At 73.1% G+C, this 22602-nt stretch carries 20 protein-coding genes and 2 pseudogenes; 7 read left to right on the forward strand and 15 right to left on the reverse strand.

Annotated features, from left to right (window positions below; translation table 11 throughout):
- Positions 1–374, forward strand: a pseudogene (locus AC1DT4_RS18415) (hypothetical protein); the annotation flags it as partial.
- 140 nt (positions 375–514) lie between these two features.
- On the opposite strand, the gene AC1DT4_RS18420 reads toward AC1DT4_RS18415, so the two are convergent.
- The 9 genes from AC1DT4_RS18420 to AC1DT4_RS18460 all read right to left on the reverse strand — a co-directional run bounded on the left by AC1DT4_RS18420 (position 515) and on the right by AC1DT4_RS18460 (position 10697).
- Entirely contained in the window at positions 515–2188 is a 1674-nt protein-coding gene (locus AC1DT4_RS18420; RefSeq protein WP_477091220.1) for a GspE/PulE family protein, read from the reverse strand.
- Positions 2189–2279: 91 nt separating this feature from the next.
- A complete protein-coding gene (locus AC1DT4_RS18425) occupies positions 2280–3134 on the reverse strand; it encodes a shikimate dehydrogenase (protein ID WP_477091221.1) in 855 nt (284 codons plus the stop codon).
- A complete protein-coding gene (gene mltG / locus AC1DT4_RS18430) occupies positions 3131–4282 on the reverse strand; it encodes an endolytic transglycosylase MltG (RefSeq protein ID WP_477091222.1) in 1152 nt (383 codons plus the stop codon). The genes AC1DT4_RS18425 and mltG overlap by 4 nt, the downstream gene beginning before the upstream one ends.
- Before the next feature lie 58 nt (positions 4283–4340).
- Complete coding sequence (gene ruvX / locus AC1DT4_RS18435) at positions 4341–4916, reverse strand: Holliday junction resolvase RuvX (RefSeq protein WP_477091235.1); 576 nt, start codon at positions 4914–4916, stop codon at positions 4341–4343.
- Positions 4913–7591: an alanine--tRNA ligase gene (alaS, locus tag AC1DT4_RS18440; protein ID WP_477091236.1), complete on the reverse strand. Its 2679-nt coding sequence runs from the start codon at positions 7589–7591 to the stop codon at positions 4913–4915. Before alaS ends, ruvX begins: the two co-directional genes overlap by 4 nt.
- 70 nt (positions 7592–7661) lie before the next feature.
- Positions 7662–8024, reverse strand: a complete 363-nt coding sequence (locus AC1DT4_RS18445) for a hypothetical protein (protein WP_477091223.1) — start codon at positions 8022–8024, stop codon at positions 7662–7664.
- Entirely contained in the window at positions 8024–8392 is a 369-nt protein-coding gene (locus AC1DT4_RS18450) for a DUF948 domain-containing protein (RefSeq protein ID WP_456846407.1), read from the reverse strand. Before AC1DT4_RS18450 ends, AC1DT4_RS18445 begins: the two co-directional genes overlap by 1 nt.
- Before the next feature lie 109 nt (positions 8393–8501).
- Entirely contained in the window at positions 8502–9128 is a 627-nt protein-coding gene (rpsD, locus tag AC1DT4_RS18455) for a 30S ribosomal protein S4 (RefSeq protein WP_370505192.1), read from the reverse strand.
- A gap of 198 nt (positions 9129–9326) precedes the next feature.
- A complete protein-coding gene (locus tag AC1DT4_RS18460) occupies positions 9327–10697 on the reverse strand; it encodes a replication-associated recombination protein A (protein WP_477091224.1) in 1371 nt (456 codons plus the stop codon).
- A 93-nt stretch (positions 10698–10790) separates the two neighbouring features.
- Here AC1DT4_RS18460 and AC1DT4_RS18465 point away from each other — a divergent pair, with 93 nt between their 5' ends.
- The 3 genes from AC1DT4_RS18465 to AC1DT4_RS18475 all read left to right on the forward strand — a co-directional run bounded on the left by AC1DT4_RS18465 (position 10791) and on the right by AC1DT4_RS18475 (position 13848).
- Positions 10791–13034, forward strand: a complete 2244-nt coding sequence (locus tag AC1DT4_RS18465; protein WP_477091225.1) for an MMPL family transporter — start codon at positions 10791–10793, stop codon at positions 13032–13034.
- Between the two features lie 7 nt (positions 13035–13041).
- Positions 13042–13398, forward strand: a complete 357-nt coding sequence (locus AC1DT4_RS18470; protein ID WP_477091226.1) for a hypothetical protein — start codon at positions 13042–13044, stop codon at positions 13396–13398.
- 84 nt (positions 13399–13482) lie between these two features.
- Entirely contained in the window at positions 13483–13848 is a 366-nt protein-coding gene (locus AC1DT4_RS18475; protein ID WP_477091227.1) for a hypothetical protein, read from the forward strand.
- Position 13849: 1 nt separating this feature from the next.
- Here AC1DT4_RS18475 and AC1DT4_RS18480 read toward each other — a convergent pair whose 3' ends face one another.
- The 4 genes from AC1DT4_RS18480 to AC1DT4_RS18495 are packed head-to-tail and all read right to left on the reverse strand — an operon-like array spanning position 13850 to position 18206.
- Positions 13850–14608, reverse strand: a complete 759-nt coding sequence (locus tag AC1DT4_RS18480; protein ID WP_477091228.1) for a GNAT family N-acetyltransferase — start codon at positions 14606–14608, stop codon at positions 13850–13852.
- Positions 14608–16377 (reverse strand): aspartate--tRNA ligase, encoded by a 1770-nt coding sequence (gene aspS / locus AC1DT4_RS18485; RefSeq protein WP_477091229.1) that lies wholly within the window; start codon positions 16375–16377, stop codon positions 14608–14610. The genes AC1DT4_RS18480 and aspS overlap by 1 nt, the downstream gene beginning before the upstream one ends.
- Before the next feature lie 54 nt (positions 16378–16431).
- Entirely contained in the window at positions 16432–17085 is a 654-nt protein-coding gene (locus AC1DT4_RS18490; RefSeq protein WP_477091230.1) for a hypothetical protein, read from the reverse strand.
- A 59-nt stretch (positions 17086–17144) separates the two neighbouring features.
- Positions 17145–18206 (reverse strand): Rv2578c family radical SAM protein, encoded by a 1062-nt coding sequence (locus AC1DT4_RS18495; protein WP_477091237.1) that lies wholly within the window; start codon positions 18204–18206, stop codon positions 17145–17147.
- 84 nt (positions 18207–18290) lie between these two features.
- Between AC1DT4_RS18495 and AC1DT4_RS18500 the strand changes: the two genes are divergently transcribed.
- Positions 18291–18815 carry a TspO/MBR family protein gene (locus AC1DT4_RS18500; RefSeq protein WP_477091231.1) on the forward strand — a complete coding sequence of 175 codons (525 nt, stop codon included), beginning with the start codon at positions 18291–18293 and terminating at the stop codon, positions 18813–18815.
- Here the strand turns inward: AC1DT4_RS18500 and hisS are convergent.
- Both hisS and AC1DT4_RS18510 read right to left on the reverse strand, forming a co-directional pair.
- Positions 18808–20175: a histidine--tRNA ligase gene (gene hisS / locus AC1DT4_RS18505; protein WP_477091232.1), complete on the reverse strand. Its 1368-nt coding sequence runs from the start codon at positions 20173–20175 to the stop codon at positions 18808–18810. The two genes, AC1DT4_RS18500 and hisS, sit on opposite strands and share 8 nt — an antisense overlap.
- A 30-nt stretch (positions 20176–20205) precedes the next feature.
- On the reverse strand, positions 20206–20910 hold the full coding sequence (locus AC1DT4_RS18510; RefSeq protein WP_477091233.1) for an MBL fold metallo-hydrolase: 705 nt from the start codon (positions 20908–20910) through the stop codon (positions 20206–20208).
- A gap of 160 nt (positions 20911–21070) precedes the next feature.
- Here AC1DT4_RS18510 and AC1DT4_RS18515 point away from each other — a divergent pair, with 160 nt between their 5' ends.
- Both AC1DT4_RS18515 and AC1DT4_RS18520 read left to right on the forward strand, forming a co-directional pair.
- Positions 21071–21853: a peptidylprolyl isomerase gene (locus tag AC1DT4_RS18515; protein ID WP_477091234.1), complete on the forward strand. Its 783-nt coding sequence runs from the start codon at positions 21071–21073 to the stop codon at positions 21851–21853.
- Positions 21850–22602, forward strand: a pseudogene (locus AC1DT4_RS18520) (hypothetical protein); the annotation flags it as partial. The gene AC1DT4_RS18515 and the pseudogene AC1DT4_RS18520, both read left to right, overlap by 4 nt.

Genomic DNA, 22602 nt, shown 5'->3' on the forward strand with positions numbered 1-22602 from the left:
GCGCGGGCACGTGCCCGGGCGCACCRGCGGCGGGCGGGGCGGCCGGCATGAAGACCTTCGTGGCGCCCATCGCGGACGTCGCGGGTGCGGCGGGTCCCTGGGGCGAGAACGAGGTCGCCTGCGGCGGCGCGGAGTACGCGGGCGGACCCGACGGCGCTGCCTGGTACGCAGAAGCCTGCGGCGGGGCGGCCGACGGCGGCGGCTGGTACGGCGGGGGCCCGGCCGGGGCCGCGGGTGCGGTGCTCTGCGAGGGGATCGGCGAGAACATCGCCGTGCCCCCCGGGACGGCCGGAGGCATCGGGGGCCCGGCCTGCGGCCCGACCGGTCGGTACGGCGGCAGCGGCCGCGACGGCTCCCCCGTGGGTGCCTGGTAGGACTCGCTCACGTCATTCCCTCCACGTGGTCACCTGGTCTCGACCGACACGGACGTGCCGGAACCGGGCCTTCGCTCTGGACCGTTCATCGGAAGTGCGCATGCCCGACTTGAGGCATGGGCCCTGGTGAGTCGGCGCTGCTACGCGACGACCCGGAGGATCTCTTCGATCGAGGTGTCGCCGAGGATGACCTTCTGCCAGCCGTCGTTGCGCAGCGGGATCATCCCCTGCTTCACGGCGGTGGCCGCGATGTCGGCGCTCGACGAGTGCGCGACGGCGTGGCGCTCGATGTCCTCGGTGACCGTCATGACCTCGTGCAGCGCCAGCCGGCCGCGATACCCGGTCTTCGAGCAGGTCACGCATCCGGCCGGACGGTAGAGCTCGGGGATCGGCTCGCCCGGCATCCAGGGGAACCGGGCCGCCATCAGCTCTTCCGGCGACGGCTGGTAGAGCTCCTTGCACTTGGCGCAGAGCCGGCGCGCGAGCCGCTGCGCGACGACGCAGTCCAGTGCGGAGCCGACGAGGAACGGCTCGATGCCCATCTCGGTGAGTCGCGTGACGGCCGAGGGGGCGTCGTTGGTGTGCAGCGTCGAGAGCACGAGGTGACCCGTGAGGGCCGCCTCGATGGCGATCTGCGCCGTCTCGTGGTCGCGGATCTCACCGAGCAGCACGACGTCGGGGTCGGACCGCAGGATCGAGCGCAGCGCCCCGGCGAACGTCAGGCCGGCCTTGACGTTGACCTGCACCTGGTTGATGCCGGGGAGCCGGTACTCCACCGGGTCCTCGACCGTGATGACGTTGATCTCGGGCTTCGAGACCGCGTTGAGCGTCGCGTACAGCGTGGTCGACTTGCCCGAACCCGTCGGCCCCGTCACCAAGAGCATCCCGTAGGGCTTGGTGTACGACGCGCGGTAGGTCTCGTAGTTGCTCTCGAGGAACGACAGGTCGCGCAGGTCGAGGCTCGCGGTCGAGTTGTCGAGGATTCGCATGACGATCTTCTCGCCCCACACCGTGGGCAGCGTGGCCACGCGGAGGTCGATCTTGCGACCGTTGTGCACGATCGACATGCGGCCGTCCTGCGGCTTGCGACGCTCGGCGATGTCGATGTCGCTCATGATCTTCACGCGGCTGATGACCCCGCCGGTGATCTGCTTGGGCGCGCGCTGGGTCTCGTGCAGCACGCCGTCGATGCGGTACCGGACGCGCAGGTCCTTCTCCGACGGCTCGATGTGGATGTCGGAGGCACGGTCGGTGATCGCCTGGGTGACCAGCAGGTTGACGAAGCGCACGATCGGCGCGTCGTCGTCGGCGATGTCGCCCATCTTCGACAGGTCGGCCTCGGGCTCCGCCGTGACGTCCTCGAAGGCCTGGGAGAGGTCTTCCATCTCGTCGTCCGCGCGACAGAACCGGTCGATCGCGCGCAGCAGGTTGTCGTGCGTCGCGATCACCGGGATGACCTGCATGCCGGAGACCGATCGCACGTCGTCGACGGCCATGACGTTGCCCGGGTCGGACGTTGCCAGCACGATCGAGCCGCCCTCGAGCGCGACCGGCAGCACCGAGTACCGGCGGCACAGGGCCCCCGGCACCAGGCTCACCGCGGTGCGGTCCACGGGGTAGTCGTCGAGGTCGACGAAATCCATGCCGACCTGGTTGGCCAGCGCCTTGACCAGCTGACCCTCGGTGAGCACGCCCAGCTCCACCAGGGTGCGCCCGAGGGACGAGCCCCGGGCCATGGTCTCGTCGAGGGCCGCGAGCAGCTGCGCCTCCGTGACGAGCCCGTCGTCGAGCAGGATCTCCCCGAGCTGCTTCACGCGTGTCCCTCCGGTCGAACCGGCGACCGGTGCTGGCCGCGCGGGTGTCTCCAGAGGTCAATCGGCAGGAAGGACGACGCGGGTAAGCGACTCAGCGGGTCAGTTTGTCGGCCGGTTCGTCGTCCAGCACGGTGTCCAGCGCGGCCGACATCACGTCGAGCGGCGCGGTGCGCCCGGTCATCAGGCGCACCTGCTCGGCGGCCTGATGGAGGAGCATGCGCTCGCCGCGCACCGCCACTCCCCCGGCGGCGACCCAGGCCGCGGACAGTGCCGTCGGGCGCGGGTCGTAGGCGACGTCCAGCAGGACGCCGTCGGCAGCGCCCAGGTCGCCCGCCAGCCCGTCCGCCGCGTGCGGCGGCAGCGTCGAGACGACGACGTCCGCGCGACCGATCTCGGCCGCCGCGACGTCGAGCGTCCGGTACACGGGCGTGACGCCCATCCGGTGCGCGGCGCGCATCAGCCCCCCGGCGCGCGCGACCGACCGCACGTAGACGACGGGCGACGCGCAGCCCAGCTGAGCGAGCGCGGCCAGCGTGGACGATGCGGTCGCGCCGGCGCCGAGCACGGCGGCGGTGCGCACAGCCCCGGCGTCGCGGCCCTCACCGAGCGCCGCGACGATGCCGTGCACGTCGGTGTTCGCGCCGATGCGCGTGCGCCCCTGCAGCAGCACCGTGTTCACCGCGCCGACCACCTCCGCCAGCGGCTCGACGTGGTCGAGCAGCGGGATCACCGTCTGCTTGAGCGGCATGGTGAGGCTGAGCCCGACCCACGCCTCGTCCAGGCCTGCGAGGAACCCGGGGAGCTGCTCCTCCGTGACGTCCACGGCGTCGTAGCTCCACCCGGTCAGCCCGAGCGTCGCGTACGCGGCGCGGTGGAGCGTCGGTGACAGCGAGTGCGCCACCGGGTGCCCCAGCACCGCCGCCCGTCGGGGGGCGGACGACGTCACTGCCCGTTCGCCGCCTGCCACTCGCGGAGCTTCTGCACGTTCGCCTGGTGCTCGTCGTACGTGTCGGCGAACAGCGTCTCGCCCGTGTCGAGGTTGACCGTGACCCAGAAGAGCCAGTCGCCCTCGGCCGGCGCCAGCACGGCGTCGATCGACGCGGTTCCCGGCGACGCGATGGGCGTCGGCGGCAGGCCCAGGATCTTGTACGTGTTGTACGGGTTGCTCGCGTCCTGCGTGTCCGCGGACGTGATGCCCGTGCCGGGCTTGTTGAGGCCGTAGGCGACCGACGAGTCGATGTCGAGGGGCATCTCCTTGGCCAGCCGGTTCTCGATCGCACGCGCGACCTTGGGCCGGTCCTCGGCCAGGCGCGCCTCGCGCTCGACCAGCGACGCCTTGTTGAGCACGGTCTCCCACTGGTCCTGCGGGACGCCCTTCTGCGTGAGCACGGCGACCGTCTGCGCGGTCATCTGCGTGAGCACGCTCGCGGCGGTCGCGCCGGGCTCGACGTCGTACGTCGCCGGGAACAGCCAGCCCTCCGCGTTCCCGTTCGCCTCGGCCGGCAGGCCGATCGCGGCGGGGTCGGCCAGTGCGGCGTTCAGGTCGGCGACGGGGATGAGCGTCTTCTCGTTGATCTTGGCGACGATCTGGTCGCGGCTGAGGCCCTCGGGCACCGTGACCTTGAACGAGACGCGGCTCGACGGGTTGAGCAGCGCGGTGACGGCGTCGGACGCCTTCATCTCGAGCAGCATCCGGTAGGTGCCGGGCTGGATGGAGCTGGCCTGCGGGTTGGCGGCGAAGGCCTCGTTGAACGCCTTCGTGCTGGCGACCACGCCGGAGTCGACCAGCGTCGCGGCCATCTGCCCGCCGGTGTCGCCCGGCTTGATGACGACGTCCACGCTGCCGTGCCCGACGCCGGAGTAGTCCTCGACCGAGCCGTCGGCGTTCGTGCCACTGCCCTGGAACATGCCGCCCATGAGCTCGACGACGACGTAGCCCGCGCCGAGGACCATGAGGATCGCGACGACGAGCACCCAGACCGAGCGGCGGCGACGGCGCTTGCGCTCGCGCTGCTCCTTGGCCCGCCCGCGCGAGCGTGAGGGCCGGTGCTCGACGGGGGCGACGCGGGTGTCCCCGCCGAAAAGGTCGCTCACCTCGTCACTCCGTTCTACAGGGGCCCAGCGGTCGGTCTGGCTGTTGGTCACGTGCGAGTCACTCCACTGTCGTCCGTGCGTCGCCCGCAGCCCCCCCGCGCGCCACCGGAGCGTGCTTCGCTAGGTCGACGACGACCCGCTCACCGGGACGACGCCCCGACGCACGTTCCGCGTCCAGCGCGGACTGCAAGATCACCACCGCGGCCGCCTGGTCGACGACCTGCCGGTGGCTGCGCCCGGATCGGCCGGACGCATGCAGCGCGTGATGGGCGGACACCGTGCTCATCCGCTCGTCGACCAGCCGCACCGAAACCGGTGCGATGGCCTGCGCCAGTTGGACAGCGTACGCGCGCGCGGCCTCCGATGCGGCGCCTTCGGTCCCGGAGAGGTGCATGGGGAGCCCGACGTACACAACACCCACACCTCGTTCCTGCACCTCGTGCACCACCTGCGCGATGTCCGCGGGAACCTTGCCCTTCGTCGCCGAGGCGCGTGGGAGCGTGGCCACGGGCGTGGCGATCAGCCCGTCCGGGTCGCTCGTCGCAAGCCCCACGCGCACCGAGCCGACGTCGACGCCGAGGCGTCGCCCCCGGGCGACGGCCTCCTCGGGATCGGGCGTCCGCGGCACCGTCAGCCGCTCACCGCGCCGGCGACTGCGGCGAGCGCCTCGCCGAGCCGGGAGGCATCCGTCCCGCCGCCCTGCGCGAGGTCGTCCTTGCCGCCACCCCCGCCGCCGAGGATGCCCGACGCCGTCCGCACGAGCGCACCGGCGCGGACGCCCCGCTCACGCGCGGCCGCGTTCGTCGCGACGACGACGACCGGGCGGCCCTTGCTGACGCCCCCGATGGCGACCACGGCCGGGGCGGACTCGCCGAGCCGGGAGCGGACGTCGAGCACCAGGGTGCGCAGCTCGTCGCCGCCGACCTCGCCCGCGTCGTGCGTGACGACGCGGGTCTCCCCCACGGTCGCCGCGCCGGCCGCGAGCGTGCCCGCCTGCGCGAGCAGGGTCGCCTGCCGCATGGCGGCAAGCTCCTTCTCGGACTCCTTGAGCCGGGTCATCAGCGACGACACGCGCTCGGACAGCTCGTCGGGGCGCGCCCCGAGCAGGCCGGAGAGCTGCCCGACGAGCGCGCGCTCCTTCGCCTGGTAGCCGTACGCGCCGGCACCGACCAGAGCGTCGACGCGTCGCACGCCCGAGCCGATCGCCGACTCGGACAGCAGGGTGACGAGCCCGAGCTCGCCGGACCGCTTGACGTGCGTGCCCGCGCACAGCTCCAGCGACCAGCCGTCGCCGATGTCGACCACGCGGACCTCGTTGCCGTACTTCTCGCCGAACAGGGCCATGGCGCCCCGGCCGCGCGCCTCGTCGATCTGCATGACGGAGTCGGTGACCTCGAGGTCGTCCTGCAGCCGCTCGTTGACGCGCGCCTCGATCTCCGCGACGACCTGCGACGGGGTGGCCGACGGCGAGCGGAAGTCGAAGCGCAGCCGGCTCGGCGCGTTCAGCGAGCCCGCCTGCGTGGCGGACTCCCCCACGGACTCGTGCAGCGCCTTGTGCACCAGGTGCGTCGCCGTGTGGGCGCGCGCGATCGCACGCCGGCGGTCGACGTCGATCGTCGCGGTGCCGGACTCGCCGAAGGTGGCCGTGCCGTCGACCAGCCGGCCGTGGTGCACGGACAGGCCCTTGACCGGCGCCTGCACGTCGTCGACCTCGATCCGCGCGCCGCCGTCGAGCACGATCACGCCGGTGTCGGCCAGCTGGCCGCCGGACTCCGCGTAGAACGGCGTCACGTCGAGGACGACCTCGACGTCCGCGGGCGCGGTCGCGGCGGGCGCCGGGACCCCGTCGACGAGGAGGCCGACGACGCGGGAGCGCGAGGTCGCGTCGGTGTAGCCGATGAACTGGACGGGCTTGGCGGTCTCGCTGCTCAGGGTGCTGTGCAGCTCCTGGTACGCCGCCGTGTCCGCCCGGCCCGCGCGCTTGGCCAGCGCGTCCGCCCGCGCGCGGTCCCGCTGCTCCTTCATCAGGGTGCGGAACGCCGTCTCGTCGACCTCGACGCCCTGCTCCGCCGCCATCTCGAGGGTGAGGTCGATCGGGAAGCCGTAGGTGTCGTGCAGCTGGAACGCCTGCGACCCCGTGAGCACGGGCGCCTCGCTCGTCTTCGCCGCCTGCACCGCGGTGTCGAGGATCGTCGTGCCGGCCACGAGCGTGCGCCGGAACGTGTCCTCCTCGGCGTACGCGACCTGGCTGATCCGCTCGAAGTTCGCCGCCAGCTCGGGGTAGGACGGGCTCATCGCGTCCTTGCTCAGCGGGAGCAGCGTCGGCAGCGCGACGTCCTCGACGCCCAGCAGCCGCATCGAACGGATCGAGCGACGCAGCAGCCGGCGCAGGACGTAGCCGCGGCCCTCGTTGGACGGCGTGACGCCGTCGCCCATGAGCATGAGCGCGCTGCGCACGTGGTCCGCCACGACGCGCATGCGGACGTCGTCGTCGTGGACCGCGCCGTACCGCTTGCCCGACAGCTCCTGGGCGCCCTGGATGACCGGGAACACCTCGTCGATCTCGTACAGATTGTCGACGCCCTGCAGCAGGTAGGCCACGCGCTCGAGGCCCATGCCGGTGTCGATGTTCTTCTGCTTGAGGTCGCCGAGGATCGGGAAGTTCTCCTTGCCGCCCCCGTCGCCGCGCTCGTACTGCATGAAGACGAGGTTCCAGATCTCGAGGTAGCGGTCCTCGTCGACGACCGGCCCACCCTCGGCGCCGTACTCGGGCCCGCGGTCGACGTAGATCTCCGAGCACGGTCCCGACGGCCCGCGCGCGCCGGTCGACCAGAAGTTGTCCTTCCAGCCGCGGCGCTGGATGCGCTCGTCGGGCAGGCCGGCGATCTGCTTCCAGAGGTCCGCCGCCTCGTCGTCGTCGTGGAAGACCGTCACCCAGATGGTGTCCGGGTCGAAGCCGAAGCCGCCCGTCGCCCGGGACCCGGTGACCAGCTCCCAGGCGTAGGTGATCGCGCCTTCCTTGAAGTAGTCGCCGAACGAGAAGTTGCCGTTCATCTGGAAGAACGTGCCGTGCCGGGTGGTCTTGCCGACCTCCTCGATGTCGAGGGTGCGCACGCACTTCTGCACACTGGTCGCGCGCGGCCACGGGGGCGTCTGCTCGCCCAGCATGTACGGGATGAACGGCACCATGCCGGCGATGACGAAGAGGGTCGACGGGTCGGGCGAGATCAGCGAGGCCGAGGGCACGACGGCGTGGCCGTTGCCCTCGAAGTAGTCGAGCCAGCGCTGGCGGATCTCGGCGGTACGCATCGTGTCCTCGTCGTCCATCTGTCGTGTCTGTGGTGCAGCGTCATCGGACGCCTCGGGTGTTCCCGCGTGCTCAGAAGAAGGTGTAGCCGTCGTCGTCGTCCGGGTCCTCGGTCGGACCGGCCCAGTCGGCGTCGCGGCGGCGGGTCGAGGACCACGCGCGGCGCAGGTTCTCCACCCGCTCGGGCCGCTCGGCGCGCAGCGCCTCCACGTCGGCGTCCCCGACCAGGTCGTGGCGCAGCTGCTGCTCGCGCTCGGCCATCCCGGCGAGGAACTCGCTCTTGAGGGTGGCCACCGCGCGGGAGACCCGCTGGACGCCGTCCACCGCGTCGGTCGTGCCGGCCGGCAGGTACGTCTCGACGACCGTCCGGCCCTTGCGGATCACGATCACCGTGACGACGACGCCGACGGCGAGCCACGTGAGGCGGCGCGCCATCATCGGCTCCGGCGTGCGCTCGCCGCGAGGCCCGACAGGGCGCGGCGGACGCCGTAGGAGAAGGCGGCGACCTTGATCATCGGCGAGCCGACGGTCGCGGCGAACAGCGACGTGAGGGCCGAGACGTTCTCCGACACCTGCGCGGCGGCGGTGGTGACCGTGTCGATGTTCTCGAGCTGCGTGTTCGACGACGCGACCAGCGTGGCGGTCTCGTCGAGCACCGGCACGGTGTGGTCGGTGATCTCCTTGACTGAGGTCCGGGTCTCGTCCAGCACGCGCCCCAGCTTGATGAGGGGCACCGCGAGGAAGCCCACCAGCAGCACGAACGCGATCGCGGCGATCAGCCCCGCGACGTCACCCACCGACATGTCCTGCCTCCTGGTCCTGGGGCCTCGACCCCGCGGAAACCCTACCGGTCCCGGACGCACGAACGCCCCGCGGCGCTGGTGCGCGGCGGGGCGTTCGTGAGAGATCGGGTCAGCGGGCGTAGTACTCGACGACCAGCTGGACCTCGCACGTCACGGGGATCTCCGCGCGCTTGGGGTGGCGCACCAGGACGGCGCTCAGCTTCTCGAGCTGCACGTCGAGGTAGCCCGGGACGGCCGGGAGGACGTCGCGGTGGGCACCGGCGGCGGCGACCTGGAACGGCACGGTGGCCTGGCTCTTCGGCTTGACCTGGAGCGTCTGGCCCGGCTTCACGCGGAAGGAGGGGCGGTCCACGATCTTGCCGTCGACGAGCACGTGACGGTGCACGACGACCTGGCGGGCCTGGAGGATCGTGCGGGCGAAGCCCGAGCGCAGGACGAGGGCGTCCAGGCGGGTCTCGAGGTTCTCGACGAGCGCCTCACCGGTCAGGCCCGGGGCCTTGCGGGCGTCCTCGTACGCACGGGCCATCTGCTTCTCGCGCAGCGCGTACTGCGCGCGCAGACGCTGCTTCTCACGGAGACGGACCGCGTAGTCCGACTCGGTGCGGCGACGCGCGCGGCCGTGCTCGCCGGGGGGGTACGGCCGCTTCTCGAAGTGCTTGACGGCCTTGGGCGTCAGCGCGAGGCCGAGGGCGCGGGAAAGGCGCACCTGGCGACGCGAGCGGGTCACGCTGCTCACAGAGTTACTTCCTGTCGTTGTAGACGTCACACCCGGAGACGGAGATGTTCCGCCGGGCGTGGGGCCGACCGTGGATGCGTCGCGTCTGTTCTCGACGCTGGCTAAGGCCCCAGGTGGTCGTCCGGGCGGGGGCATGCACGCATGCCCGTCCCGCGGACGACCTCGACACTCTACCCTGCGACGGCCGTGATCCCCGAATCACGCCTGGTCGTCGAGGATCGCGCGGATCCGGTCCAGGCGTTCGGTGACCTGGCGCTCGTACCCGCGGTCGCTCGGCTCGTAGTAGCGCGTGCCGAGGAGCTCGTCCGGCAGGTACTGCTGCGCCGCGACCGCGTGGGGCTGGTCGTGCGCGTAGAGGTAGGACGTCCCGTGGCCCAGCTGCTTCGCGCCCGGGTAGTGCGCGTCGCGCAGGTGGGCCGGGACCGAGCCGATGCGCCCCGCGCGGACGTCGGCCAGCGCGCGGTCGATCCCCAGGTAGGCGGCGTTCGACTTGGGCGCCGTCGCCAGGTGCACCACGGCCTCGGCCAGGATGATCCGCGCCTCGGGCATGCCGATCAGGGCGACGGCCTGCGCGGCGGCGACGGCCGTCTGCAGGGCGCTCGGGTCCGCCATGCCGACGTCCTCGGCGGCGGAGATGACGATCCGGCGGGCGATGAACCGCGGGTCCTCCCCCGCGGCGATCATCCGCGCGAGGTAGTGCAGGGAGGCGTCGACGTCCGAGCCGCGCACCGACTTGATGAAGGCGCTGATCACGTCGTAGTGCTGGTCGCCGTCGCGGTCGTAGCGCACGGCCGCCACGTCGATCGCGCGCTCCATGGTCGCCAGGTCCACGAGCACCGGCGGCACGGCCTCGTCCTCGGACAGCGCGGAGCCGGCGGCCGCCTCGAGGATGGTCAGCGCCTTGCGCGCGTCGCCACCCGCCAGGCGCAGCAGGTGCTCCTCGGCGTCCTCGGCCAGGGTGATCGCGCCGCCGAGCCCGCGCTCGTCCTCGACCGCGCGGCGGACCAGCCGGCGGACGTCGTCGGTGTCCAGCGGCTGGAGCGTCAGCAGGAGCGAGCGGGACAGCAGCGGTGAGTTGACCGAGAACGACGGGTTCTCGGTCGTCGCGGCGACGAGCGTGACCCACCGGTTCTCCACACTGGGCAGGAGCGCGTCCTGCTGGGCCTTGGTGAAGCGGTGCACCTCGTCGATGAACAGCACCGTCTCGGTGCCGTCGGTGGCCAGCCGGCGACGCGCGTCCTCGATGACCGCGCGGACGTCCTTGACCCCCGCCGTGACCGCGGAGAGCTCGACGAACCGGCGCCCGGACGTCGCGGCGATGAGGTACGCGAGCGTCGTCTTGCCCGTGCCCGGCGGCCCCCACAGGACGACCGACGTCGGCGCGGCCCGGCGTGCGGCCTCGTTCGCGGGCTCGACGAGCCGGCGCAGCGGCGACCCCGCGACCAGCAGGTGCTCCTGGCCCGCGACCTCGCCCAGCTCCCGCGGCCGCATGCGGACGGCGAGCGGCGCACCGGCCCCGACCGCGGGCAGCCCGGTGGCCGTCGACGTCACCGCATCGAACAGGTCCATGCGGGCAGGGTACGCACGAGGACCGACGTCCGAGGGCCACCGTCGGGCCGAACCGGTGACCCCGTGTGCGGACCGGCCGCTCCACCTGCGACGATGGCCCGCGTGTTCGCCCGAGTCGGTCGCGCCGTCGCCCACCACCCACGCCTCACCGTCGTCGCGTGGTTGGTCCTCGCCGTGCTCGGGTACGGGCTCGCCGTCCTCGGGGTGCACGGGGAGAACCTCTTCGACCGCCTGAGCACGGGCGCACCGTCGGTCCCCGGGTCCGAGAGCGCGGAGGGCCGCCAGATCCTCGAGGACTCGGACACGAGCGGCCCCTCGCTCACCCTGGTCCTGCAGGGAGTCGACCCGACCGACCCCGACGTCGCGACGTCCCTGGCTCCGGCTCGCGACGAGCTCGCGGCGATCGACGGGGTCGCGTCCGTGATCGATCCGCTGGGGCTGCCGGACGGTGCCGCGAACCCCGCCGCCGCGCCGCTGGTCGCCCAGGACGGCGACGGCTTCCTCGTGGTGGTCGAGATCGAGCCCGACCTCTCGGCGGAGGACCAGCAGGCCGCGCTCGACGAGGCAGCGGCCCGGCTCCAGGAGATCCCGTCCGACCTCGAGGTCGTCGCGCCCGGCGTGACCGGGGTCGTCGGCGGCACCACCCTGATCGTCGAGGCGATCACGGACCAGGTGGAGACCGACCTGCGCACCGGCGAGGCGATCGCACTGCCCATCGCGCTGCTGGTCATGGTCCTGGTGTTCGGCGGCTTCCTCGCCGCCTCGATGCCCATGGCCGGCGCCATCGCCTCGATCGCCGGCGGTCTCGCGGCCCTGCTCGCGTTCTCCTACGTCCTCGACCTCGACTCGTCCGTCGTCAACATCGTCACCGTGCTCGGCCTCGGGCTGTCGATCGACTGGGGCCTGCTCATGGTGTCGCGGTTCCGCGAGGAGCTGCACCACCTGGTCGACGACGACGACGGCCGGGCGAGCCGACGACGGCGGGGCGACGGCGCGGTGCTGACCGCGATCGAGCGCACCACGGCGACCGCGGGCCGGACGGTCACCTTCTCGGCGCTCATCGTCGCGATCTCCATCGCCGGCCTCCTGGTGTTCCAGCCGCCCATCCTGCGGGCGTTCGGCGCCGCCGGGGTCGCGGTGATCGTGGTCGCGGCCGCCACGGCGCTGACGCTCGTCCCCGCACTGCTGGTCCTCGCCGGGCGGCGGCTCATCCGCCCGAGCATCCTGGCGCGCATCCCCGGGCTCCGGGGCATCCTCGCCCGGACGGCCGACGTGCAGACCGAGGAAGGCGTCTTCTCGCGGCTCACGGGCCGGGTCCAGCGCCACCCGTGGTTCGTGCTGACCGGCTGCCTCGTCGTGCTCGGGATCCTCGCGCTCCCCCTGGCGCACCTCGAGCTGCGCAACTCGACCACGGAGCTCCTGCCCGCGGGCAGCACGCAACGCGAGTTCGTCGACACCCTCGCCCGCGACTACCCGGCGGCCTCCGCGCCCGCCATCACCGTGGTCACGCAGACCTCCCTCGAGGAGGCGACGGCGTGGGCCGCGACGCTCGAGGACCTCGACGGGGTCGCCTCCGTCGACCCGCCGTCACCCGTCGACTCGTACGTGGTGATCGGCGTTCGGCCCGACACGGACGACCCCGGCGACGCGGTCGCACGGGGAGTCGTGCAGGACATCCGCGACCTTGACGCCCCCTTCCCCACCTGGGTCACCGGGCAGGCCGCGTCCCAGATCGACTTCACCGCGGCGGTGGTGGAGCGGGCACCCTGGGCGATCGGGATCGTCGCGCTCACCACCCTCGTGCTGCTGTTCCTCATGACCGGCTCGATCGTGGTCCCGGTCAAGGCGCTGCTCACGAACGCGATCTCGCTCGCCGCCTCGCTCGGCGTCCTGGTCTGGGTGTTCCAGGACGGCCACCTGTCCGGCCTGCTGAACTTCACGCCGACCGGCGGCATCGAGACCTACGTCATCGCGCTCGTCATCGCGTTCGCGTTCGGGCTGGCCATGGACTACGAGGTGTTCCTGCTCTCCCGGATCAAGGAGCTCGTCGACGCCGGGCTGCCCAACGACGAGGCCGTCCGCCTGGGCCTGCAGCGCTCGGGCCGGATCATCACGTCGGCCGCCCTCATCGTCATCGTCGTGTTCGCCGGCTTCGTGGCGGGCCAGCTGCTCGTGATCAAGGAGGTCGGCTTCTCGCTGGCCGTCGCGGTGCTCATCGACGCGACCCTGGTCCGGATGCTGCTCGTCCCGGCCACGATGACGCTGCTGGGCAAGGCCAACTGGTGGGCTCCCCCGTTCCTGCGGCGCCTCTACGACCGCCTCGCGATCACCCACTAGGGACGCCGTGCCGGCGCCCACCGCCATCGACCGGGTCCCCTTCGTGCACGCCCGCCGGCGGGCAGGTGCAGCGTCCTTCGCCGTCGTCGTGCTCGCCGCCCTGCTCGTCCGCAAGACGGTGCTCCTGGCCGCGCAGGACGGTGCCCGACCGTTCGCCGCGATCCCCTTCCTGGCGCTCGGTGTCCTCTGCGTGCTCGGCTGGCTCGTGCTCGGTCGCCTGTGGCGCCGTGTCGCCGACCTGCGCCCGCTGACCCTCCCCGTCGACGCGGGGCTGGGTGCGCTCCGTGGGGCCCCGCAGGACGACCCCGCGCCCGGCCGCCATCTCACGCTGGGCGGCGAGATCGAGGGCCCGACCCGCTGGTGACCGCGAACGGGTGAATGCGGTCCCCGTCGGCACCGCGCTTGCTAGCGTGCACCCCCCGCGACGACGCCCGAGGAGCGCCCCCGCATGACGTGGCAGGACGTGCTCGGAGTCCGATGGCGATGGCGTCCCCGGCGTGCCGTCCGAGTCGTCGTCGCGACCGCGGTCACCGTCCTCGTCGTCGCGCCCCTGCTGCTCGTCCTCGTGCTGCTGTGCCTCGGGATCGGCGTGCTGTGGACCGGCGTGCTCGTCGCGACGGCCGTGCTGTTCCTGTGGATCGCCGAGAAGTGGTGGATCGTCCTCGACCCGGACAACCTGCTGCTCTGGCTGACTTTCCTGCCGGGCATCTGGTCGTGGGTGCACGAGGACGACGAGGACGCGACGCCCGCGCTGCGTGCCGACGCCCCGAGCAACCCATCGCTCTCTCAGGAGGACTGGCCGACCCGGTGGTGACTCAGTCGGGCGGCTGCACCGCGCCGGACGGCGAGAACGACGTCAGCTCGGCGTCCGTGCGGTAGCCGAGGCGGTGGTAGATCCGCCGGGCGCCGTCGTTCTCCGCGTACATGCCGAGCGACACCCATGACGCCCCCTCGGCCAGGCCGGCCCGGGTGACGGCCGCCGTCAGCGCGGAGCCGAGCCCGCTGCCGCGCAGGCCGGGCAGGACCCCGAGGCCGTGCACGTGCCAGGACCGGCCGTCGCCGGGACCGCTGCGCTCGGACGCCCCCACGACGCCGGCGAGCGCGCCGTCGCCGTCGACGCCCCACCAGCCCAGCTCGTCGGGACCCGCCGGGTCCGCCGTGGTCCCGGGGTTGGCCACGCGCAGGCACGCGCGGATCGCGTCCGCCTCGCCGACGGGGTCCAGCCGACGGACCTCGCCCTCCCCCGGCACGGCCGGCGGCACCTCGTCGCTGGTGAGCCAGTCCCACTGCGAGAACGGGACGAGCCCGAGGCGGCCGAGCGTCCCCGCGGTCGGCGCAGCGCCGCGGGGCGCGCTCAGCCAGCGGACGGGGCCGCGGTCGAGCCCGGCGACGAGCGCCTCGACCACCCGCGGGTCGCCGCGGCCCAGGAGCGTCGGACGCGCCGAGCCGCCGATCACCAGCAGGAGGCCGTCGTCGTCGCCGAGGACCTCGACCGCGTCCCACCGGGACCGGTCGCCCACGATCATCCGGTCCTCCCGCCAGCGTGGCGGGAGGAGCTCGAGCACGTCCGCCATCAGGCCTCGGTCGGGACCTTGGGCTTGGCGTCCACGCCCGCCTCGCGGCGCTGCTCCGGCGTGATGGGCGCCGGCGCCGCCGTCAGCGGGTCGAACCCGCCGCCCGACTTCGGGAACGCGATGACGTCGCGGATGGACTCCGACCCGGTCAGCAGCGCGAGGATGCGGTCCCAGCCGAACGCGATCCCGCCGTGCGGCGGCGCGCCGAACTGGAACGCCTTGAGCAGGAAGCCGAACTTCTCCTGCGCCTCGTCCGGCCCGATGCCCATGACGTCGAACACGCGCTCCTGCACGTCCCGGCGGTGGATACGGATCGAGCCGCCGCCGATCTCGTTGCCGTTGCAGACGATGTCGTAGGCGTACGCCAGGGCCGCGCCCGGGTCCTGCTCGAACGTGTCGATCCACTCGGGGGTGGGCGACGTGAAGGCGTGGTGCACGGCCGTCCAGGCGCCGCCGCCCACGGCGACGTCGTCGTCCTCGCCCGTCGGCTTGAACAGCGGCGCGTCGACGATCCACACGAACTTCCACTCGTTCTCGTCGATGAGGCCGCCGCGACGACCGATCTCGAGCCGCGCGGCGCCGAGCAGCGCCCGGGCGTCGTTGGCCGAGCCGGCGGCGAAGAACACGGCGTCGCCGGGGCTCGCGCCGACGGCGGCCACGAGGCCCGCCCGCTCGGCCTCGGAGATGTTCTTGGCCACCGGGCCGCCGAGCTCGCCGTCCTCGCCCACCGTGACGTACGCGAGCCCCTTGGCGCCGCGCTGCTTGGCCCACTCCTGCCAGGCGTCGAACCCGCGGCGCGGCGTCGAGCCGCCGCCGGGCTGGACGACGGCCCCGACGTAGGGCGCCTGGAAGACGCGGAACGGCGTCTCGGCGAAGAAGGACGTGAGCTCGACCAGCTCGAGGCCGAAGCGCAGGTCGGGCTTGTCGTTGCCGTAGCGCGCCATCGACTCCGCGAACGTCATGCGCGGGATCGGCGTCGGGACGGTGACCCCGATGAGGTCCCACAGCGCGACGAGGATCTGCTCGCCGAGGGCGATGACGTCGTCCTGCTCGACGAAGCTCATCTCGACGTCGAGCTGCGTGAACTCGGGCTGGCGGTCGGCGCGGAAGTCCTCGTCGCGGTAGCAGCGGGCGATCTGGTAGTACCGCTCGAGCCCGCCGACCATGAGCAGCTGCTTGAACAGCTGCGGCGACTGCGGCAGCGCGTACCAGGAGCCGGGCGACAGGCGCGCGGGCACGAGGAAGTCGCGGGCGCCCTCGGGCGTCGAGCGCGTCAGCGTCGGGGTCTCGACCTCGACGAAGTCCTGCGCGTCGAGCACGCGGCGCGCGGCCTGGTTGGCCTTGGCCCGCAGCCGCATCGCCCGGGCGGGCGCCGGCCGGCGCAGGTCCAGGTAGCGGTACTTGAGGCGGGCCTCCTCGCCGACGACCTCGTCGAGCGACGACGAGACCTGGAACGGCAGCGGCTCCGACTCGTTGAGCACGACGACCTCGGTGGCGACGAGCTCGACCTCGCCGGTGGCGAGGTTCGGGTTCTCGTTGCCGGCCGGGCGGCGGCCTACCTCGCCGGTCACCTGCAGCACGTACTCGGCGCGCAGCCCGTGGGCCACCGCCTCGTCGCGGACCACCACCTGCGCGATCCCCGAGGCGTCCCGCAGGTCCACGAACGCCACCCCGCCGTGATCGCGCCGGCGGTCCACCCAGCCCGTGAGGGTGACGGTGGTGCCGATGTGCTCGGCTCGCAGCGAGCCGGCCGTGTGGGTGCGGAGCACGGAAGGTCCTTCGGGGGTCGGGGGTGGGAGCGCCCGTCGGACGCCCGCACGATCTTAGTGCCCGTGCGGTGAGCGACCCGCCGTCATTTCGATGGTCGTGCGGACCCGGGTCACGCTCGGTGCCGAGGGGACCGAGGAGAACCCGAACCGGACCGCCGGGACCACGGGGGCCAGCGCACCGAGGTCCGCCGAGCCCCACAGCGCCCGGACCGCCGTGATCGCGTGCTGGTCGGTCGCCGTGTACCACTCGCGGCTCCCCCGGCCGGCGGTGCCGTGGGTGCGGACGCCGTCCAGGAGCACGCGGGCCACGGGGTCGACCGCGGTGGCGACGGACGTCGCCAGCGCCGCAGGCCGCGGCACGAGCCCGAGCAGCCGGCCGATGCCCGTGCGCGCGCCGATGGTCAGGTCGGCGGTGAGCGGACCCGCGCTCAGCCGCCAGCCGCGGCGACCCTCGTCCGCCCGCAGGCCCACGGGCACGACGTGGACGGCGTCGAACTCGTACGTCGCCGTCACGAGCTCCGCGACGTCCTCGCGCGGCGCCAGCAGCAGCCGGGTGCCGTCGGCCCGCTCGACCATGACGTCCGCGAACGCACCGAACGGCGAGCGGAGCCACCGCCCGATCACGACGCGGGTGCCCTCCGCGGTGCCGAACCCCGCGATGTGGCCGTCGAGCACGAGGCGCGTCACGCCGGCGGCCGATGTCGTCACGGCGCCACGCTAGGTGCGCGCGACGCGGTCCGCCCGTCGTCGGGCCAGTCCGCCCGCCGTCAGAAGAGGACGGGCTGCGCGGACGCGACCGCCGGCTCGTGCACCGGGAGGCCCTCCGTGGCGATGCTGCCCGTCGGGTACGAGCCCTCCCCGGGCATCCGGTGGCCTCCGCCGCGTCCCGCGAAGCCGTGCCGCACCAGCAGGGGCCGGACGCGCTCGTCGAGCCACGCCGAGTACTCGCGCGGCGTGTAGGCGCCCCTGCCGTAGAGCTCCTGGTACCGGGGCACGAGCGCGGGCGCGTGCTCGGCCAGCCAGGCGAAGAACAGCGGCTTCACCGGGCCGCGCAGGTGCAGCGGGAGCACCGTGACGCCCGTGGCGCCGGCGTCGGCAAGATCCCGCAGCAGCGCGTCCAGGCCCGGACGGTCGTCCGTCAGCCACGGCAGGACGGGCGCCACCATCACGCCGCACGGCAGCCCGGCCTCCCGGATCGCCCGGATGAGGTCGAGGCGCGCCCGCGGGGTCGGCGTGCCGGGCTCCATCGCCTCCTGGAGGGCCTCGTTCCCGATCGCCAGCGAGACGCCGATGCCGACGGGCACAGTCCGGGACGCCTCCGCCAGCAGGGGCAGGTCGCGGCGCAGCAGCGTGCCCTTGGTGAGGATCGACAGCGGCGTGCCGCTCGTGGCGAGGGCCTCGATGATGCCCGGCATGAACCGGTACCGGCCCTCCACCCGCTGGTAGGGGTCGGTGTTGGTGCCGAGCGCGACGTGCTCCCGCTTCCAGCCGGGCCGCGCGAGCTCGGCGCGCAGCACGTCGACGACGTTCGTCTTGACGACGATCTGCGTCTCGAAGTCCCGCCCCGCGTTCATGTCGAGGTACTCGTGCGTCGGCCGAGCGAAGCAGTAGCGGCATGCGTGGAGGCAGCCCCTCGTCGGGTTGACCGTCCAACGGAACGGCATCCTCGACGCCTCCGGCACCTTGTTCAGGGCGCTCTTGCACGTCACCTCGTGGAACGTCACGCCGGCGAACTCCGGTGTCCGCACGCTGCGCTGGAGCCCGGCGAGCGCGAGGCCCGGCAGCGCCGCGTCGTCGTCGGTCCCCAGCTTCTGCCCGTCCCATCGCATGAACCCCATGCGAACATGTGTTCGAATCGCTGTCAAGCGGACGCTCCGGTTGCCCGCGCGTCGCGTCGCACGCACCCTCGGACCATGGGAACCACGGACCTCGCCGAGCCCGATGCCCGCACCGGGCACCCGCAACGGGGCGTCGGCAGCGCGCTGGTGCTCGTGCTCCTGATCACCGTGAACTTCGTCGTCGGCGCGCTCGGCGGGCTGTCCACCGCGTCCGGCGTCGACGGCTGGTACGCGGACGCCGAGAAGGTCCCGTGGACGCCGCCGAACGGCGTCTTCGCGCCGGCGTGGAGCGTGCTCTACGTGCTCATGGGCATCGCCGCGTGGCTGGTCTGGCGGCGCGGCGGGTGGGCGCCGGCCCGTCGCGCCCTGACGCTCTACATCGTCCAGCTGGCCCTCAACGCCGCCTGGACGCCGATCTTCTTCAGCGGGCGGCTGGTCTGGGTCGCGCTCGGAGTGATCGTCGCGCTCGAGGTCGTCCTGATCGCCACCGCCGTCGCGTTCTGGAAGCACTCCCGCGTCGCGTCGTGGCTGCTCGGCCCCTACATCACGTGGGTGGCCTTCGCGACGACGCTCAACCTGGGCATCGCCGTCCTCAACTGACGGCGGGCACCACGCGGGGCCAGAGGTCGGCCTCGTCCGGCGTCCACGCGGACGCGTCGGCGTCCACCTGCTCGCCCGAGCGGATGTCCTTGACCTGGTCGGCGGCGCCCTCGTCGTCCGCCACGAACCACACGAACGGGATCCCCCGCCGGTCGGCGTGCCGGATCTGCTTGCCGAATTTCGCCGCCGACGGCGCCACCTCGACCGGGATGCCGCGCGCCCGCAGTGCCGAGGCCACCGCGTCGGACCGGTCGCGGTCCTCCTCGTGGCTGACTGCGACGAGCACGGCGCTGGGCACCGACCGCGTGGCGGTGACCAGACCACCGCTGATAAGCCGCGAGACCAGGCGGGACACGCCGATCGACAGGCCGACGCCCGGGTACGTGTTCGCCCCGTCGGACGCGAGCGTGTCGTAGCGGCCGCCCGAGCAGATGGAGCCCAGCTGCTCGTGGCCGACCAGCACGGTCTCGTACACGGACCCGGTGTAGTAGTCGAGACCGCGGGCGATCTTGAGGTCGGCGACGACGACGCCGGGCGCCCGGATCGCCGCCGCGCGGACGAGGGCGCCCAGCTCGGCGAGGCCCTCGTCGAGCAGCTCGTGCGACGCACCCCTGGCGACGGCGAGCTCGCGCACCCGGTCGATGACGGACTCGTCGGAACCGCTGATCGAGGCCAGGTCCAGGCACGCGCGCGCCTGGACCTCGTCGGCACCGGCCTCGGCCACCAGCAGCGCGGCCACCTTGTCGGGCCCGATCTTGTCCAGCTTGTCGATGCTGCGGAGCACCGCCTCGACGTCCGTCAGCCCGAGACCCCGGTAGAAGCCCTCGGCCACCTTGCGGTTGTTCACCAGGATGCGGACGGGCGGGACACCGATCTCCTGGAGCGCGCCGAGCGCCTCGGCCATGACGAGCGGGAGCTCGACCTCGTAGTGGTACGGCAGCGCGCCGGCGCCGACCACGTCGATGTCGGCCTGCACGAACTCGCGGAAGCGCCCGTCCTGGGGACGCTCACCGCGCCACACCTTCTGGATCTGGTAGCGGCGGAACGGGAACGCGAGGTGGCCGGCGTTCTCGAGCACGTACCGCGCGAACGGCACCGTGAGGTCGAAGTGCAGGCCCAGCGTCCCGGCACGGTCCGCGTCAGCGCCGGGCTCCTCCTGCAGACGCCGCAGCACGTAGACCTCCTTGGAGGTCTCCCCCTTGCGCAGCAGCTGGTCCAGCGGCTCGACCGCGCGGGTCTCGATCCCCGCGAACCCGTGCAGCTCGAAGGTGCGACGCAGGACGTCGAGGACGTGCTGCTCGACCAGCCGCCCGTCGGGCAGCCACTCGGGGAATCCGGACAGGGGGGTGGGTCGCGCCATGGTGCCCGATCCTTCCAGACTCGCGCGGCGTCACCGACCTCGCAGGTACGGGTTGCGCGCGAGCTCGGCCGCGATGTCGCTGGTGGGGCCGTGCCCGGGCACGACGACGGTCGACGGGGGCAGGGTCGCGACGACCTCGCGCAGAGTCTGCGCCATCGTCGCGCCGTCGCCGCCCGGCAGGTCCGTGCGGCCGATCGTCCCCGCGAAGAGGACGTCGCCGGTGAACGCGATGTCGTCGACGAGGTAGAGCGTCGAGCCCTCGGTGTGGCCGGGCGCGTGCCGGGCGACGACCTCCACGCCGCCCAGCGACAGGACGGTGTCGGCGGAGCGGTCGTCGTCGACCGACCCGAACGTCTCCACCCGCCGCGGTGCCACGTAGCCCGCGGGGTCGACGCCGACCGCGGCCAGCGCCTGCGCGAGCGGGCCGGAGGGGTCGTGCGCCGGCTCCCCCAGCCCGAGCGTCCCGAACGGGTCCCCGAGGCGGTACGCGTCGGCCGCGTGGATCATCAGCGGGACGCCGAGCGCCTCCGACAGGCGGCCCGCGTCCCAGGTGTGGTCCACGTGGCCGTGCGTCGCCAGGACCGCGGCCGGTCGCAGTCCCCGCTCGGCGACGAGCGCGAGCACGTCGTCGGCGACACCCGCGCCGGCGTCGACGACGACGCACGTCCCGTCGTCGTGCACGAGCACGCTGCACCGAGCGCCGAAGACTGCGGACACGACCGTGACGACCTGCATGAGACGCACCGTAGCCGTCCGGCGTGGCCGGACTGTGATGTCACCCAGCGGCGTCCCTGGTCGCCGGTTGCCGAGGCTTGCCTAGACTGTCCCGGGTTCCCATCATGCAGTGCGGCAGGCGGACGACCTGCCGCACCGCACGACGACGCGAGGAGTGTGCGTGTCCAGCAAGCGCGAGCGTGAGTACGAGCGCCGCCGGTACGAGAAGTGGCAGGAGCGCCAGGCCAAGGCGCGTGCCGCCAAGCACCGTCAGCGGGTGATCGCCGGCAGCATCGTCGGTGCGCTCGTCCTGAGCATCGGGATCGTCGCCGCCTTCGCGCTGACCGACGACGACACGCCCGCCGCCACGCCCACCGCGACGCCCACGGCCACCGCCACGACTCCCCCGGCCAACTCGGCCGAGGTGCCGGACCCGTCGCTCGCGCAGAACCGCACCTGGACCGGCGACATCAAGCTCTCGCAGGGCGACGTCGGCATCGAGCTCGACGGCGCAGCGGCGCCGCAGGCGGTCGCGAACTTCGTGACGCTGGCCGGGAAGGGCTTCTTCGACACCACGAAGTGCCACCGCGTCACCACCGAGGGCATCTACGTCCTGCAGTGCGGCGACCCCACCGCGCTCGGCGTCGCGGACACGACGACCGGCGGCACCGGCGGGCCCGGCTACACGTGGGGCCCGATCGAGAACGCGCCCGCCGACGGCAACTACCCCGCCGGCACGATCGCGATGGCGCGGACCAGCAACGACGGCAGCTCGATGGGCAGCCAGTTCTTCCTGGTCTACAAGGACTCACCTATTCCCGCGGACAGCGCGGGTGGCTACACCGTGTTCGGCCACGTCACGTCCGGGATGGACGTGCTGCAGGCCATCGCCGACGCGGGCACCGTCGAAGGGACCCAGGTCCCGGTGTCCGACGTCATCATCGAGGGAGTGAACATCCAGTGACTCAGACCCCGACGTCCGGAGCCGTGCCCGACGACGCCGTGCCCGCCCCCGAGGGCGAGCGCCCGGAGGCGGCAGAGGTCACCGACGAGGTCGACGCGGCCACTCCTGAGACCGTCACGCCGGACGCTCCCGAGACGGCTGCGCCCGAGGAGCCCGGCGCGGACGCTGCTGACGTCGCCGACAAGCCCGCCGCTGACACGACCGAGGTTGCCGACGAGCCCGCCGCTGACACGACCGAGGTTGCCGACGAGCCCGCCGCTGACACGACCGAGGTTGCCGACGAGCCCGCCGCTGACACGACCGAGGTTGCCGACGAGCCCGCCGCGGAGGCTCCCGCCGACGTCGTCGCCGACGAACCCGCCGCGGACGCCGTTGCCGACGAGCCTCAGGTGGATCCAGTCGCCGACGCGCCCGTCGATGAGGCACCCGCGGAGACTGTCGCCGACGAGCCCGCACCCGAGACCCCCGCGACCGACGTCGACGCCGTCGCCGATGAGCCCGCCGGCGACTCGGTCGCGGACGCGCCTGCTGATGCCGCAGAGGCCCCTACCCCGCCTACCGACGACGTGGTCTCCCCCGCCGTCGACGAGGAGCCGGCCGTCGTCGAGGAGCCGGCCGTCGCGACGGACGCGCCCGCCGACGGCGCTCCTGCGGCCGAGGCGACGACGTCGCCCGAGACGGCGCCGGACGCCGCGCCCGAACCCGCGACCGGCTCCGACGTCACGGCCGAGCCCGCCGCGGCCGCGCCC

The organism is Cellulomonas sp. P4_D11, assembly GCF_056401915.1.